Below are 14,324 nucleotides of genomic sequence, written 5' to 3'. Positions count from 1 at the left end.
GAATGCGTCGGCAGACGAACGGGCCGACGCGGGAGCGCGCGACGGCACGGCAAGGCACCGCGAAGGCCCGCTGAGATTCGCCTGAACCCGCAACCGAGTTCATTGGAGAACAGCATGGGCCTTCCAACCGCCGTCGTCGTTGGCGTGGGTGTCGAGCAGGGCGTGGGCGGTGCGGTCTGCCGCCGCTTCGCGGCCGAGGGCTATCACGTCCTCGCGGCCGGCCACACGGCGGCCAAGATCGGCCAGGTGGTCGACGCCATCCGCGCGGCGGGCGGCAGCGCGCAGGCCGTCGTCACCGACACCACGTCGGAAGCCGATGTCCAGACGCTGTTCGACCTTGCGATGGCGCCGGGCGCGGGCCGCGAACCGGCCGATCTGGTGGTGTTCAATGCCGGCAACAACCAGGTGATCGACTTCCGCACGCTCACGGCGGCGCAGTTCGAGAGCTTCTGGCGCGTCGGCTGCTTCGGCGGCTTCCTGGTCGGCCGCGAGGCGGCGCGGCGCCTCGCGCCGCTCGGACGTGGCACGGTGATCTTCACCGGCGCCTCGGGCAGCCTGCGAGGCAAGCCCGGCTTCGCTCACTTCGCCGCAGCCAAGGCCGGGCTGCGCATGCTGAGCCAGAGCATGGCACGCGAGTTCGGACCGCTGGGGCTGCACGTGGCCCATGTCGTGATCGACGGCGGCATCAACGGCGCGCGCCTGCGCAGCGTGATGCCGAAGATGGTGGAGCAGCGTGGCGACGATGGGCTGCTCGACGTCGATGCCATCGCCGACACCTACTGGCAACTCCATCGCCAGCCCCGGACCGCGTGGGCACAGGAGATCGACCTGCGTCCGTACAAGGAATCGTTCTGAGCCCACCGGAGCAGCGCACGCCGCCGAAGCCGCCGGAGACGACCGCCGTGAGCGTGCTGCGCATCTTTTCCTACCTGCCCAATCCGCGCATCGCCAAGGCGACGATCGCCGCGCGGCTGTGCGGCGTGAGCCTCGAGGTGCGCGGCGCGCCGGTGCAGGAGCTGCAGGACTGGCTGTGGGATTTCGATGCCCACCCGCTGTCCGTCGAGGAACGCGACGCGCTGCGGCACTGCGTGCGCACCGGGCGCACCGGCTTCACCAGCGCGCTCTACAAGACCGATGCCTTCCTCGCCGCGCACCCGTTCGGCGCCGTGCCGGCCGCCTTCGACCCGAGTGGGCAGACCGGCATCTTCGAATCCAACAGCATCCTGCGCGCGGTCGCCCGGCTCGGCGACGGCCGCGTGCCGCTCTACGGCAGCGATGCCTACTCCGCCTCGCGCATCGACGGCTTCCTGGACGCCAGCCTGCTGTTCGCGCGCGACACCCAGCTCTACGTGCTGGCCTTGCGGGCGGAGACGGTGAGCGCCGGCCTGCACGCCGCCGCGCAGCAGGCCTTCACGAGCTACCTGAGCGGTATCGAGCGGGCGCTCGCCAGCGGGGCCGGCTTCATTGCCGGCGGCACGCTGAGCCTGGCCGACATCTGCTTCGCAGCGGAGCTGGCGCTGTTCCACAACGAGCGGGTCCATCACGGGCAGTTGCACCGGGCCGGGCTGGCGCCCGTCCTGTCGGACGGTGTCGCGGCGGAGCATCCGCTGGCGTGGGCCCATTTCGGCCGCCTGTGCGCGCACGAGGCCTTCGCCCCCGACATCGAGCCCTATCTCGAAGCCTTTGGAAAGCATTGAACGGAATCCCGGGCTCGGTCGAGCCCGCAGGAGGTGCGCGAGACGGCGAAACGCCCGCGTCGCGTTTTTTGTCAGCGGTAGCTACAACAGGAGACACACTTGAAACTGCTCAATTCCTTCGGCCCCAATCCCCGCATGGTGCGGATGTTCATGGCGGAGAAGAAGATCTCGATGCCGTTCCAGGACTTCGACATCCTCGGCGGCGAGAACCGCAAGGAGCCCTACCTCGCGAAGAACCCGGCCGGTCAGACGCCGAGCCTGGAACTCGACGACGGCCGCATCATCTCGGAGACGGTAGCCATCTGCGAATACCTCGAGGAGCTGCACCCGACGCCGGCGCTGATCGGCAGCACGCCCGTCGAGCGAGCCGAGGCGCGCATGGCACTGCGGCGCGCCGAACTCAACGCCTGCGAGTATCTCTACAACGCCTTCCGCTCCGGGCCCGGGCTGCCGCTGTTCAAGGACCGCGTGCGCTGCCTGCCCGAAGCCGCCGACGGCCTGAAGGCCAAGGGGCTGGACGGCGTGGCGCTGGTAGACACGCTGCTGAAGGGCAAGTCCTACCTGTGCGGCGAGCGCGTCACGCTGGGCGACCTGGTGCTGTACTGCTGCCTCGACTTCTGCATGTCGACCGGCCTGCAGGTCGACCCCGCGTTGAAGAACGTGACCGCCTGGCTGGCACGCATGAACGCGCGGCCGAGCGCCACCGCCTCACTGTCGCCGGGCTGGCAGGAGATCGGCATGCGCGGCTGACGCGCGCCGCGAGAACGTGCTTGAAGCGGCGGGGGCGCCGCTTCAGGCCGTGCCCGGCGCGGAGACCAGGATGGACTGCGCCATCTTTTTCACGGCCTCGCCGCCGCCACCGAGCTGCAGCGGCTCGGGGATGACGATGCCGCGCTGCACCGCGGGCCGCGCCGCGATGGCATCGAGCCAACGCCGAAGATGCGGCAGGTCGTCGATGTTCACGCCGGCCCAGTCGTGCAGCGACACCCAGGACCAGTTGGCGATGTCGGCGATCGAATAGTCACCGGCCAGGAACTCGTGATCGGCCAGCCGACCGTCGAGCACGCGGTAGAGGCGCTTGGTCTCGCTCTGGTAGCGCTCGATGGCGTAGGGGATCTTCTCGGGCGCATAGCGGTAGAACACGTTCGCCTGGCCCTGCATCGGGCCGATGCCGCCCATCTGGAACATCAACCACTGGATGACGAGCGAGCGCCCCTTCGCATCGGCGGGCAGGAAGCGGCCGTGCTTCTCCGCGAGGTAGATCAGGATCGCGCCGGACTCGAAGACCGCGAAGTCGCCCGCGCTGCGATCGACGATCGCCGGAATGCGCCCGTTCGGGTTGATGGCCAGGAAGGCCGGCGTCTTCTGGTCCTGCTTCTGCAACGACAACGGATGCACCGTGTAGGGAACGCCCAGCTCCTCGAGCAGGATGGTGGCCTTCCAGCCGTTGGGCGTGGCCGAGGTGTAGAGATCGATCATGCAGTGCGTCCTTTAGTGCCACCTAGGGCTTGGGCGGCCGAGTGGTCACGATAGCCTGATTGCGCACGTAGTGCTGCAGCGCCACGAGATCGTCGTCCGTGAGGTCGGGGTATTGCGGCATGCCGTTCTGCACCAGGGCGCCCTTCAGCACCGTCTTCAGCGCCGTCAGGTCCAGCAGCATCGGCGAGGCGCGCAGGTCCGGCGCATAGCCTCCCGACACGGCCCCGGCGCTGTGGCACCAGACGCACGTACTGGCATAGAGCGCTCGCCCTCGGTCGACCTGTTTCTCGTCGGGCTTGAAGTCGGCCGGCACGATGGGCTGGGCGAACACGGGCTTGCCCACGTCGGGCATCGGCAACTTGCCGTCGAGCGCGAAGGTCAGCAACTGCCGCGTCTGCCCACGAAAGCTCCATCCGTACTGCGCCATCGAGCTGCCGCCGCCCAGCGACATGCCTGCGCCGCCCCAGCCGACGAGCAGCGAGACGTACTGCCTGCCGCCCACCGAGTAGGTGACCGGCGGTGCGCTGATGCCGGAGCCGACATGCACCGACCACAACTGCTTGCCGTTGCGCGCGTCGTAGGCGATGAAGTTGCCGTCGATGCGGCCCTGGAACACCAGGTTGCCCGCGGTGGTCATGGTGCCCGGGTTCCAGTAGTTCGGCTGGGGCACCTCCCAGGCCTTCTTCTGCTTCACGGGGTCCCAGGCCAGCAGCGAGCTCACGCCCGACTCCTTGGGGATGTCGCTGCCCAGACCGACATCGACCGCGACATCCAGCTGACCGAAGGTCTGCGGATTGCGCCAGTCGACGATCTGCACGCCCTTCTCGCTGAAGAACGCCGGCAGTTCGACCTTGGGGATGTAGACCAGCCCGGTCTTCGGATTGAAGGACATCGCATGCCAGTTGTGGGCGCCGTACACGCTCGGCCATACCAGCTCCGAGCCGTCTTCGTAGCGCGCGCCCTCGGCCTCGATCGGCCGTCCGGTCTTCATGTCGATGCCGGTCGCCCAGGTCACCTTGGCGATCTTCTCGGCCGACAGCAGCTTGCCGTCCTTGCGGTCGATGACGTAGAAGAAGCCGTTCTTCGGTGCGTGCAGCAGCACCTTCCGCTGTCCGCTGCCCTCCCGGAGCTTCAGGTCGGCCAGCACCATGTCCATGCTCGAGTTGTAGTCCCAGGTCTCGCCGGGCACGGTCTGGTAATGCCACTTGTACTTGCCGGTCCTGGCGTCCAGGGCCACGATCGAACAGAGGAAGAGGTTGTCGCCGCCCCCGGGGCTGCGCACCTTCCTGTTCCACGGCCCGCCGTTGCCGGTGCCGATCAGGATCTGGTCGTACTCGGGGTCGTAGGTGAGACCGTTCCACACCTGCCCGCCGCCACCGTGCTTCCACCACTCGCCGGTCCAGGTCTTGGCGGCCATGGCCTGGGCCTCGTCCTCGAAGCCGTCGGCGGGGTTGCCCGGCACCACGAAGAACTTCCACGCCAGCTTGCCGGTGTCGACGTGGTAGGCACTGACGAAGCCACGTCCCGCGCCGAACTCGGAGCCCCCGTTGCCCACGATCACCAGGTCGCGGAACGCCTTCGGGTACCCGGAGATGTAGAGCGGGCGCTTCGGGTCGAAGGTCTGGGTGCTCCACAGCTTCTTGCCGGTCTTCGCGTCCAGGCCGATCAGCCGCCCGTCGATGGTCGCGATGACCAGCTTGCCCTTCCAGTAGGCGAGCCCGCGGCTGGAGTCCCACATGGCGCGCAGGCGCTCACCCCCGGCATGCTTGATCGACTCGGGGTCGTACTCCCAGAGCAGCTTGCCCGTCCGGGCATCCACCGCGCGGGTCTTGCTCCAGCTGCCGGTGAAGTACATGACACCATCGACGATCAACGGGGTCGACAGCAGCGAACGGTCTTCGGTCAGCGCCATGGACCACGCGAGTCCGAGTCGCCCGACGTTGTCGGCGTTGACCTGCTCCAGCGGGCTGTAGCGCTGCTCGCTGTAGTTGCGGCCGTACGCCAGCCAGTTCTCTCCTTGGGTCTGATCCCGCAATGCCGCGTCGTCGACTTCGGTGCCGGCGGCGGCCGACAACGTGCAGACGCCGCAAGCCAGACTCAGGACCAGGGCCAGCCGCGCAAGCGCTGCGGGCGTGGCGATTCTCCATCGGTGCATCGTGCAGGTCTCCGTCTCGTGTCTTGCTTCTTGCCAGCCCGACCGGCACGCGCGATGAAGCCAGGGTCGAGCGCTGCCATTGGGGTACGCAGCCCCGCTCGCGAGAGCGCGATGATCCCGGTCCGGGGTCGTCTCGACCACTACCCTCGAGGGTAGTTTTCTACCCGGGCGGGTAGGTTTGAACGCCTGATTCGAGGCGGCGCGGCCCGCTCGGCTTTCGCGCGGCCGCCGGGCTCAGTGCCTGGAAGCCCAGCGCGCCATGATCGCGTGCAGCGCGTCCAGCCCGTCGGTCAGCGCCGCCGGGCCGGGCTGCAGGATCAGCGGCGACTTGATCTCGTGCAGCTCGCCGTCGCGCACTGCGGGCAACCGGTCCCAGCCGGGCCGCGCGGCCACCTTCTCGGCACGGAACTTCTTGCCGCACCACGAGCCGATGACGATGTCGGGCGCGCGCGGGATCACCTCGTCGGGCGACGCGAGGATGCGGTCGCGCGCCAGGCTCGCCACGGCGCGCTCGGGAAAGATGTCGTCGCCGCCGGCGATGCCCACCAGCTCGCTGACCCAGCGGATGCAGCTGATCTGCGGCTCGTCCCACTCCTCGAAGTAGACGCGCGGGCGGCGCGGCAGCTTCGCGGCGGCCTGCCGCACGCGCTCCACGCGCGCGGCCAGCTCGTCGGCATAGGCCTCGGCCCGACCCGCCGCGCCGACCATCGCGCCGAGCCGGCGCACATAGCCCAGGATGCCGTCGACCGAGCGGTGGTTGCTGATCCAGACCTCCACGCCGCGCTGGATCAGCTCGCGGGCGATGTCGGCCTGGATGTCGGAGAAGCCGATGGCCAGATCGGGCTGCAGCGCCATGATCGGCTCGAGCTTCGCGCTCGTGAAGGCCGAGACCTTGGGCTTCTCCTGGCGCGCGCGCGGCGGTCGCACGGTAAAGCCGGAGATGCCGACGATGCGATGCTCCTCGCCCAGCGCGTAGAGCACCTCGGTCGGCTCTTCGGTCAGGCAGACGATGCGTTCAGGGAAGTGCGCTGCAGACATGGCCTTCATTGTGGCGGGCGCTGGATCGGGGGCCGTATTGCGTTCATGTCCTCCGGTCCGGGCCTTCGACCCGGCCCTCCCCCTTCACTTCACTCCATACGGCCCCCGACCCAGCTTGAGCACCACCGCGAATGCCTCCAGACATCGTGCTCACGCAGCAACGGTGCGCGGCGGCCAGGCTGTCGGGTGGGTGGCGCAAGTGAGGTAGATGAGGAGGGGKCGGCCGCGAGGCCGACCCGGGGGAGTGAAGCCGCGCGAGAGGCGCCAGAAGGCGCCTCTCGGCTGCTGAACGCCCGGCCGCGATACAAGCGGCCAGGCATGAACGAAGCTGCCCAGCCGGCAGCCTGGCCGCCGCCGCTCGGTCCGAGCACAGCGCACAGCAACAGCGCGCCAGGATCCCGGCGCCCTACATGCTGCGCCGGTACTGCCCGCCCACCTCGAACAGCGCTGTGGTGATCTGCCCCAGCGAGCACACCCGCACCGCGTCCATCAGCACCTCGAAGACGTTGCCGTTGGCGATCACGGTCTGCTGCAGCCGCGCCAGCATCGCCGGCGCCGCGTCGGCATGGGTGCGGTGGAAGTCGTGCAGGCGCTGCAGCTGAGACTGCTTCTCCTCGTCGGTTGAGCGCGCCAGCTCGATGTGGCCGGGCGTCGGGTCGCCGTGCGGATTGCGGAAGGTGTTCACGCCGATGATCGGGTACTCGCCGGTGTGCTTGAGCATCTCGTAGTGCATGCTCTCTTCCTGGATCTTGCCGCGCTGGTAGCCGGTCTCCATGGCGCCGAGCACGCCGCCGCGCTCGGAGATCTTCTCGAACTCCGCCAGCACCGCCTCCTCCACCAGCTCGGTCAGCTCGTCGATGATGAAGGCCCCCTGGTTGGGGTTCTCGTTCTTCGCCAGGCCCCACTCGCGGTTGATGACGAGCTGGATCGCCATCGCGCGGCGCACGCTCTCCTCGGTGGGCGTGGTGATCGCCTCGTCGTAGGCGTTGGTGTGCAGCGAGTTGCAGTTGTCGTAGATCGCGATCAGCGCCTGCAGCGTGGTGCGGATGTCGTTGAAGGCGATCTCCTGCGCGTGCAGGCTGCGGCCCGAGGTCTGCACGTGGTACTTCAGCTTCTGGCTGCGCTCGTTGGCGCCGTAGCGGTCGCGCATCGCCACCGCCCAGATGCGCCGCGCCACGCGGCCCATCACGGTGTACTCCGGGTCCATGCCGTTGCTGAAGAAGAAGCTCAGGTTCGGCGCGAAGTCGTCGATGTGCATGCCGCGCGCCAGGTAGGCCTCCACGAAGGTGAAGCCGTTGCTCAGCGTGAAGGCCAGCTGCGAGATCGGGTTCGCGCCGGCCTCGGCGATGTGGTAGCCGCTGATGCTCACCGAGTAGAAGTTGCGCACGTCGTGGTGCACGAAGTACTCGGCGATGTCGCCCATCACCTTCAGGCTGAACTCGGTGCTGAAGATGCAGGTGTTCTGGCCCTGGTCTTCCTTCAGGATGTCGGCCTGCACCGTGCCGCGCACGTTGGCCAGCGCCCATTCGCGGATCTTCGCGGCCTCGGTATCGGTCGGCTCGCGGCCGTTCTCGGCCTTGAACTTCTCGAGGTTCTGGTCGATGGCGGTGTTCATGAACATCGCCAGGATCGACGGCGCCGGGCCGTTGATCGTCATGCTCACCGAGGTGCTGGGGTTGGTGAGGTCGAAGCCCGAGTACAGCACCTTCAGGTCGTCGAGCGTCGCGATGCTGACGCCGGAGTTGCCGACCTTGCCGTAGATGTCGGGCCGCAGGTCGGGGTCGTGGCCGTACAGCGTGACCGAATCGAACGCGGTCGACAGCCGCTTGGCCGGCATGCCCTCGCTCACCAGCTTGAAGCGCCGGTTGGTGCGGAAGGCGTCGCCCTCGCCGGCGAACATGCGCGTCGGGTCCTCGCCTTCGCGCTTGAAGGCGAAGGTGCCGGCGCTGTAGGGAAAGCTGCCCGGCACGTTGTCGAGCATCAGCCACTGCAGGATCTCGCCGTGGTCCTCGTAGCGCGGCAGCGCCACCTTGCGGATCTTGCTGCCCGACAGCGTGGTGTGGGTGAGCCGGGTGCGGATCTCCTTGTCGCGGATCTTCACCACGTACTCGTCGCCGGCGTAGGCCTTCTGCAGATCGGGCCACATCGTGAGCAGCTTCTTCGCGCGCGGGTCCAGCCGCGCATCGCGGAGCACGGCCTGCTCCTCGAGAGCGTCGCGCGCCTTGTACTTGTCGGGGATGGCTTCGTGCAGCATGCGCGAGCTCGCGCGCAGCTGCTGGATCTCGCGCGCGATGCGCGCCTGCTCGCGGGCATGGCGCTTGTAGCCGCGCACGGTCTCGGAGATCTCGGCCAGGTAGCGCACGCGCGCGCCCGGCACGATGGGCGTCTGGTGCGTGCTGTGGCGCGTGGCCACGGCCGGCAGCCGCCCCTCGCTCACCGGCAGGCCCAGGCCGGCGAGCCGCACCCTCAGCGACTGGTAGAGCGAGGTCACGCCGTCGTCGTTGAAGCGGCTGGCCATGGTGCCGAACACCGGCATCTCCTCGGGCCGCTGCTTCCACGCCTCCTGGTTGCGCTGCACCTGCTTGGCCACGTCGCGCAGCGCGTCGGGCGCGCCCTTGCGGTCGAACTTGTTGATCGCCACGAACTCGGCGAAGTCGAGCATGTCGATCTTCTCGAGCTGGCTGGCGGCGCCGTACTCCGGTGTCATCACGTACATCGGCACGTCGACCAGCGGCACGATGGCGGCGTCGCCCTGGCCGATGCCGGAGGTCTCGACGATCACCAGGTCGAAGCCGGCCACCTTGGCCGCGGCCAGCACCTCGGGCAACGCGGCGCTGATCTCGCTGCCGGTGTCGCGCGTGGCGAGGCTGCGCATGAAGACTCGCGGCCCCTGGCTCCACGGCCCGATCGCGTTCATGCGGATGCGGTCGCCCAGCAGCGCGCCGCCGCTCTTGCGGCGCGACGGGTCGATGGAGATCACCGCGACGCGCAGCGCATCGTCCTGGTCCAGCCGCAGGCGGCGGATCAGCTCGTCGGTGAGGCTGGACTTGCCGGCGCCGCCGGTGCCGGTGATGCCGAGCACCGGCACGTGGCGCTCCTGGGCCCGTGCGTGCAGCGCCTGCACCAGCGCCGGGTCGGCCTTGCCGTTCTCCAGCGCGGTGATCAGCTGAGCCAGCGCGCGCCAGGCGGCCTCGCCATGGCCCGTGAGCGCGTCCAGCGCCGTCGGCGCATGCGGCGACAGGTCGCGGTCACAGCGCATCACCATCTCGCCGATCATCCCCTGCAGCCCCATGCGCTGGCCGTCCTCGGGGCTGAAGATGCGCACGCCGCTGTCGGCCAGGTCACGGATCTCGTCCGGCACGATGACGCCGCCGCCGCCGCCGAACACCTGGATGTGCTCGCCGCCGCGCGCCTTCAGCAGCTCGACCATGTACTTGAAGTACTCGACGTGGCCGCCCTGGTAGGAGCTGATCGCGATGCCCTGGGCGTCTTCCTGCAGCGCCGCGGTCACCACCTCGTCGACCGAGCGGTTGTGGCCCAGGTGGATGACCTCGGCGCCCATGCCCATCAGGATGCGCCGCATGATGTTGATCGCGGCGTCGTGGCCGTCGAACAGGCTCGCGGCGGTCACGAAGCGCACCCGGTTCGTCGGGCGGTACTCGGCCAGGGCCTTGAACTCGGCGGACAGATCGGTCATCGCGGGTCTCCTTGCTGCGTCGCCCGGCGGTTGTCCGCGGGCCTGGGTCGGTTGTCGATTTTCAGCGCGGTGGCGGCCCGGCGACATGCCCCGGACCGTCAAACGCCGCGCTCGTTTTTGCCACCCGCTGCGGCCGCTCACTACACTCGCGGCTGACCATGGACAAGGACACCGTCTCGATCTACTTCGTGCGGGCCGCGCTGGCGCATCTTGCCCCCGAAGCGCTGCCAGCGGTGCTGCGCGCGGCCGGCATCCCGGCCGAGATGCTGGCCCACCGCCAGGCGCGCGTGCCGGCCCGGGCCTTCGCGGCGCTGTGGCTGGCGGTCGCCCAACAGCTCGACGACGAGTTCTTCGGCCTCGACGCCCGCCGCATGAAGGTCGGCAGCTTCGCGCTGATGTGCCATGCAGTGCTGCACTGCGGCACACTGGGCCGGGCCCTGCGCCGGTGCCTGCGCAGTTTCTCGGTCTTCCTCGACGACCTGCACGGCGAGCTGGCCGTCGACGGCGACCGTGCCGTGATCACGCTGCACAACCACATCGCCGACCCGGCCGACCGCCGCTTCGCCGAGGAGACCTACCTGGTGATGGTGCACGGCCTGATGTGCTGGCTGGTCGGGCGGCGCATCCAGCTCGCCCACATCGCCTTCGGTCACGCGCAGCCCGAGGAAGCGCGCGAGTACCGTGTGATGTACGGAGAAGAACTGGCGTTCGGCGCCGAACGCACCACTATCCAGTTCGACGCGGCGCTGCTGGACGCGCCGATCATCCAGACCGAGGCCGCGCTGAAGAGCTTTCTGCGATCGGCGCCGCAGTCGGTGTTCCTCAAGTACAAGAGCACCGACAGCTGGACCGCACGCGTGCGGCGCCGGCTGCGCCGCTGTCTTGGCAGCCAGGCCGGCTGGCCGACGCTGGACGACCTGGCCGTCGAGTTCCATGTCGCCCCGTCGACACTGCGGCGCCGGCTCGAGGCCGAGGGCGGCACCTACCAGAGCGCCAAGGACGACCTGCGGCGCGACGCGGCGATCCACCACCTGTGCCACAGCCGGCTCAGCATCGCCGAGATCTCCACGCTGCTCGGCTTCCAGGAGCCGAGCGCCTTCCACCGCGCCTTCAAGAAGTGGACCGGCTCGCAGCCCGGCGAGTACCGCGCGCTGCGCAGTGACGGCGCGTCGGCGCCCGGCGCCGTCTCGGCGCGACGGACGGCCACCGCACAGGCCGCGCTCAGCGGTTGACGTCGACCACGGTGCGGCCGCGCACCTTGCCGTCCAGCAGGCCCGGCGAATACGCGATCACCTCGGACAGCCCGATCTCCTGCGTCATCTGCGCCAGCTGGTCGCTGCGCACGTGCTGCGCCAGCAGTTCCCAGGCGAGGCTGCGCGTGGCCTCGTCGACGCGCATGCAGTTGATGCCGTACAGCGTGATGCCGCGCAGGATGAAGGGCATCACCGTGCCCGGCAGGTCGCCGCCCTGCGCCAGGCCGCAGGCGGTCACTGCGCCGTGCCACTGCGTCTGCGCGCAGGCATTGACCAGCGTGTGGCTGCCCACCGTGTCGACCACGCCGGCCCAGCGCTCGCTCTGCAGCGGCTTGCCGGGCGACGACAGTTCCGACCGGTCGAGGATCGCCGCCGCGCCGAGGAAGCGCAGGTACTCGGCTTCCGCCGGCCGTCCGGTCGACGCGACCACCCGAAAGCCCAGCCCCGCCAGCAGCGCCACCGCCACGGAACCCACGCCACCGGCCGCGCCCGTGACCAGCACCTCGTCGGTGCTCGGCTCGAGGCCGTGGCGCTGCAGCGCGATGACGCACAGCGCGGCGGTATAGCCGGCCGTGGCGATGGCCATCGCCTCGCGCGTGGTGAAGGCCGCCGGCAGCCGCAGCAGGCATTGCGGCGACAGCCGCGCCTTCTGCGCCAGCCCGCCCCATTCGGTTTCGCCCAGGCCCCAGCCGTTGACGACGACGCGATCGCCCGGCTGCCAGGCCGGGTCGCTGCTGCGCTCGACCACCCCGGCCAGGTCGATCCCCGGCACCAGCGGCCAGTTCTTCACGACCGCGCCGCGGCCGGTGACCGCGAGCGCGTCCTTGAAGTTGAGACTGGAATACTCGACGCGCACCGTCACGTCGCCCGGCGGCAGCTGCGACTCGTCCAGCTCCACCAGCTCGGCGTGGGTGCGCCGGTCGACCTGCGTCAGCATCAGGGCACGGAACATAGGGCAGACCTCAGGTGTAGGCGTAGAAACCGCGACCACTCTTGCGACCCAGACGGCCGGCGGCGACCATTTCCTTCAGCAGCGGCGCGGGCCGGTACTTCGGGTCGTCGAAGCCCTCGCTGAACACTTGCATCACGGCGAGCAGCGTGTCCAGGCCGATCAGGTCGGCCAGCGCCAGCGGGCCGATCGGCTGATTGCAGCCCAGCGTCATGCCGGCGTCGATGTCCTCGGCACTGGCCAGGCCCTCCTGCAACACGAAGATCGCCTCGTTGATCATCGGCACCAGGATGCGGTTGACCGCGAAGCCCGGGCTGTTCTTGACCGCGATCGGCGTTTTGCCGATGGACCTGACGAAAGCCAGCGCGCGCTCGCGTGTCGCCTCCGAGGTCTGCAGGCCGCCGATCACCTCGACCAGCGCCATCAGCGGCACCGGGTTGAAGAAGTGCATGCCGACGAAGCGCTCGGGCGCCTTCACCGCCGCCGCCAGCTGGGTGATGCTGATCGACGAGGTGTTGGTCGCGATCACCGCGTCCTCGCGCACCACCTCGGCGAGCTGCTGCAGGATGCGCAGCTTCAGGGCCAGGTTCTCGGTCGCGGCCTCGATCACGAGGTCGGCGCCGGCCAACGCGGCGTAGTCGGTCGTGCCCTGCACGCGCGCCAGCGCCGCGGCGCTGGCCGCGACGGTCAGCTTGTCCTTCTTGACCAGCCTCTCCAGGCTTTTGCCCAGCGTCGCGAGGCCGCGAGCGACCGCGGCGTCCGACACGTCGACCAGCGTCACGTCCAGCCCGGCCATCGCGCACACCTGCGCGATGCCGTTGCCCATGGTGCCGGCGCCGATCACGCCGATTCTTTGACCGCTCATGCAGGAACTCCTTCGGTGTACACCCGCCACTGTAGGCCTTGCCGGCCCGCGCACCGATGCCCGAACGCGTCGCAGGGGCTGGCGGGTTTTGCCACTGCAGGCGCGCCCGATGTCGGGCACCATCGGTCGACTCGGAGCCGGCCGTTCGTGCCGGCCCCCCATCGTCCCGCTTCCTCACCCTGCAAAGACCATGCGCGCTACCTTCTACGAACGCACCGGCCCGGCCCGCGACGTGCTCCAGCTGGGCGACCTGCCCGACCCGGTGCCGGGCCCGGGCGAGCTGCGGGTGAAGCTGCAGTGGTCCGGCGTGAACCCCTCGGACGTGAAATCCCGCGGCGGTCTGCGCAGCCCGGTGATGCCGTTTCCCCGCGTCACGCCGCACAGCGACGGCATGGGCATCGTCGATGCCGTCGGTCCGGGCGTCAGCGACTCGCGCCTCGGCGAGCGCGTGTGGCTGTGGAACGGCGCCTGGGCCCGACCGGCCGGCACCGCCGCGCAGTTCATCGCCGTGCCCGAACTTCAGGCCGTGCCGCTGCCGCCCGGCATGCCCGGCGAGGCCGGTGCCTGCTTCGGCATCCCGGCGCTGACGGCGCTGCACGCGCTGCTGGTCGACGGCGGTGTCGCGGGCAAGACGGTGCTGATCGCCGGTGGGGCCGGTGCCGTGGGCCACTACGCGGTGCAGTTCGCGCGCCGGCTCGGTGCGAAGCACATCGTCGCGACGGTCAGCAGCGCCGAGAAAGCCGAACTGGTGCGTGCGGCCGGCGCCGACACGGTGATCGACTACAAGACCGAGAACGTGGCCGAGCGCGTGCGCCAGGTCACCGGAGGCCGGGGCGTGGACCGCGTGATCGAGGTCGACGTGGTGGCCAACGCGGCGCTGAACATGGAGGCCGTGCGGCCCGGCGGCGAGTGGGTGGTCTACGGCAGCGGCGCGGTGCAGTTCACGCTGCCCTTCTTCGCGCTCGCCGCCCGCAGCCCGCGCATCCGGCTGTTCATCGTCTACCTGCTCGAGGAGGCCGATCGCCGGCGCGCGATCGACACGCTGAACGGTTTCCTCGCGCAAGGCGACCTGGTGCACCAGATCGCCGCCCGGATGCCGCTCGAGCGCATCGTCGAGGCGCACGAGTTGGTCGAGAGCGGTCGCGCGATCGGCAACGTCGTGCTGTCGATCGACTGAGGTCCCACGCCCAC

Annotated in this window: 11 protein-coding genes; 5 read left to right on the top strand and 6 right to left on the bottom strand. The window is 69.5% G+C overall.

Features of this window, described 5'->3' with window-relative positions; genetic code table 11:
• Positions 1-114: 114 nt before the first annotated feature.
• From ASC67_RS15710 to ASC67_RS15700, 3 genes are all read left to right on the top strand, one after another.
• Positions 115-855, top strand: a complete 741-nt coding sequence (locus ASC67_RS15710) for an SDR family NAD(P)-dependent oxidoreductase (RefSeq protein WP_056323318.1) — start codon at positions 115-117, stop codon at positions 853-855.
• A gap of 47 nt (positions 856-902) precedes the next feature.
• Complete coding sequence (locus tag ASC67_RS15705; RefSeq protein ID WP_056323314.1) at positions 903-1,697, top strand: glutathione S-transferase family protein; 795 nt, start codon at positions 903-905, stop codon at positions 1,695-1,697.
• Positions 1,698-1,796: 99 nt separating this feature from the next.
• Positions 1,797-2,447 (top strand): glutathione S-transferase family protein, encoded by a 651-nt coding sequence (locus tag ASC67_RS15700; RefSeq protein ID WP_056323311.1) that lies wholly within the window; start codon positions 1,797-1,799, stop codon positions 2,445-2,447.
• 42 nt (positions 2,448-2,489) lie between these two features.
• Here ASC67_RS15700 and ASC67_RS15695 read toward each other — a convergent pair whose 3' ends face one another.
• The 4 genes from ASC67_RS15695 to icmF form a co-directional block, all read right to left on the bottom strand.
• A complete protein-coding gene (locus tag ASC67_RS15695) occupies positions 2,490-3,176 on the bottom strand; it encodes a glutathione S-transferase family protein (protein ID WP_056323305.1) in 687 nt (228 codons plus the stop codon).
• A gap of 22 nt (positions 3,177-3,198) precedes the next feature.
• Entirely contained in the window at positions 3,199-5,331 is a 2,133-nt protein-coding gene (locus ASC67_RS15690) for a PQQ-dependent dehydrogenase, methanol/ethanol family (RefSeq protein WP_056323301.1), read from the bottom strand.
• A gap of 234 nt (positions 5,332-5,565) precedes the next feature.
• Positions 5,566-6,369, bottom strand: coding sequence for a cobalamin-binding protein (locus ASC67_RS15685; protein WP_404932887.1), 804 nt, complete (start codon positions 6,367-6,369; stop codon positions 5,566-5,568).
• 406 nt (positions 6,370-6,775) lie between these two features.
• Positions 6,776-10,066 (bottom strand): fused isobutyryl-CoA mutase/GTPase IcmF, encoded by a 3,291-nt coding sequence (icmF, locus tag ASC67_RS15680; RefSeq protein ID WP_056323290.1) that lies wholly within the window; start codon positions 10,064-10,066, stop codon positions 6,776-6,778.
• Positions 10,067-10,224: 158 nt separating this feature from the next.
• On the opposite strand from icmF, the gene ASC67_RS15675 reads away from it, so the two are divergent.
• Positions 10,225-11,298: an AraC family transcriptional regulator gene (locus ASC67_RS15675; RefSeq protein WP_056323284.1), complete on the top strand. Its 1,074-nt coding sequence runs from the start codon at positions 10,225-10,227 to the stop codon at positions 11,296-11,298.
• Here ASC67_RS15675 and ASC67_RS15670 read toward each other — a convergent pair.
• Together ASC67_RS15670 and ASC67_RS15665 are read right to left on the bottom strand one after the other, a co-directional pair.
• Positions 11,288-12,271 carry an MDR family oxidoreductase gene (locus tag ASC67_RS15670; protein WP_056323280.1) on the bottom strand — a complete coding sequence of 328 codons (984 nt, stop codon included), beginning with the start codon at positions 12,269-12,271 and terminating at the stop codon, positions 11,288-11,290. The two genes, ASC67_RS15675 and ASC67_RS15670, sit on opposite strands and share 11 nt — an antisense overlap.
• A gap of 10 nt (positions 12,272-12,281) precedes the next feature.
• Positions 12,282-13,133 (bottom strand): 3-hydroxybutyryl-CoA dehydrogenase, encoded by an 852-nt coding sequence (locus ASC67_RS15665; protein ID WP_056323275.1) that lies wholly within the window; start codon positions 13,131-13,133, stop codon positions 12,282-12,284.
• Between the two features lie 190 nt (positions 13,134-13,323).
• Between ASC67_RS15665 and ASC67_RS15660 the strand changes: the two genes are divergently transcribed.
• Positions 13,324-14,310 carry an NADPH:quinone reductase gene (locus ASC67_RS15660; protein ID WP_056323271.1) on the top strand — a complete coding sequence of 329 codons (987 nt, stop codon included), beginning with the start codon at positions 13,324-13,326 and terminating at the stop codon, positions 14,308-14,310.
• Positions 14,311-14,324: the final 14 nt, after the last annotated feature.

This window comes from Methylibium sp. Root1272 (genome assembly GCF_001425905.1).
Lineage (GTDB): Bacteria > Pseudomonadota > Gammaproteobacteria > Burkholderiales > Burkholderiaceae_C > Methylibium.
The sequence above is the reverse complement of the archived record's forward strand: the minus strand, read 5'-3'. Positions and strand labels throughout refer to the sequence as shown.

Bases quoted from the DNA above. Each gene is read 5' to 3' on its own strand.
- ASC67_RS15710 (WP_056323318.1), top strand. From the start codon at position 115: ATGGGCCTTCCAACCGCCGTCGTCGTTGGCGTGGGTGTCGAGCAGGGC.
- ASC67_RS15695 (WP_056323305.1), bottom strand. From the start codon at position 3,176: ATGATCGATCTCTACACCTCGGCCACGCCCAACGGCTGGAAGGCCACC.
- ASC67_RS15690 (WP_056323301.1), bottom strand. From the start codon at position 5,331: ATGCACCGATGGAGAATCGCCACGCCCGCAGCGCTTGCGCGGCTGGCC.
- ASC67_RS15685 (WP_404932887.1), bottom strand. From the start codon at position 6,369: ATGTCTGCAGCGCACTTCCCTGAACGCATCGTCTGCCTGACCGAAGAG.
- icmF (WP_056323290.1), bottom strand. From the start codon at position 10,066: ATGACCGATCTGTCCGCCGAGTTCAAGGCCCTGGCCGAGTACCGCCCG.
- ASC67_RS15675 (WP_056323284.1), top strand. From the start codon at position 10,225: ATGGACAAGGACACCGTCTCGATCTACTTCGTGCGGGCCGCGCTGGCG.
- ASC67_RS15670 (WP_056323280.1), bottom strand. From the start codon at position 12,271: ATGTTCCGTGCCCTGATGCTGACGCAGGTCGACCGGCGCACCCACGCC.
- ASC67_RS15665 (WP_056323275.1), bottom strand. From the start codon at position 13,133: ATGAGCGGTCAAAGAATCGGCGTGATCGGCGCCGGCACCATGGGCAAC.
- ASC67_RS15660 (WP_056323271.1), top strand. From the start codon at position 13,324: ATGCGCGCTACCTTCTACGAACGCACCGGCCCGGCCCGCGACGTGCTC.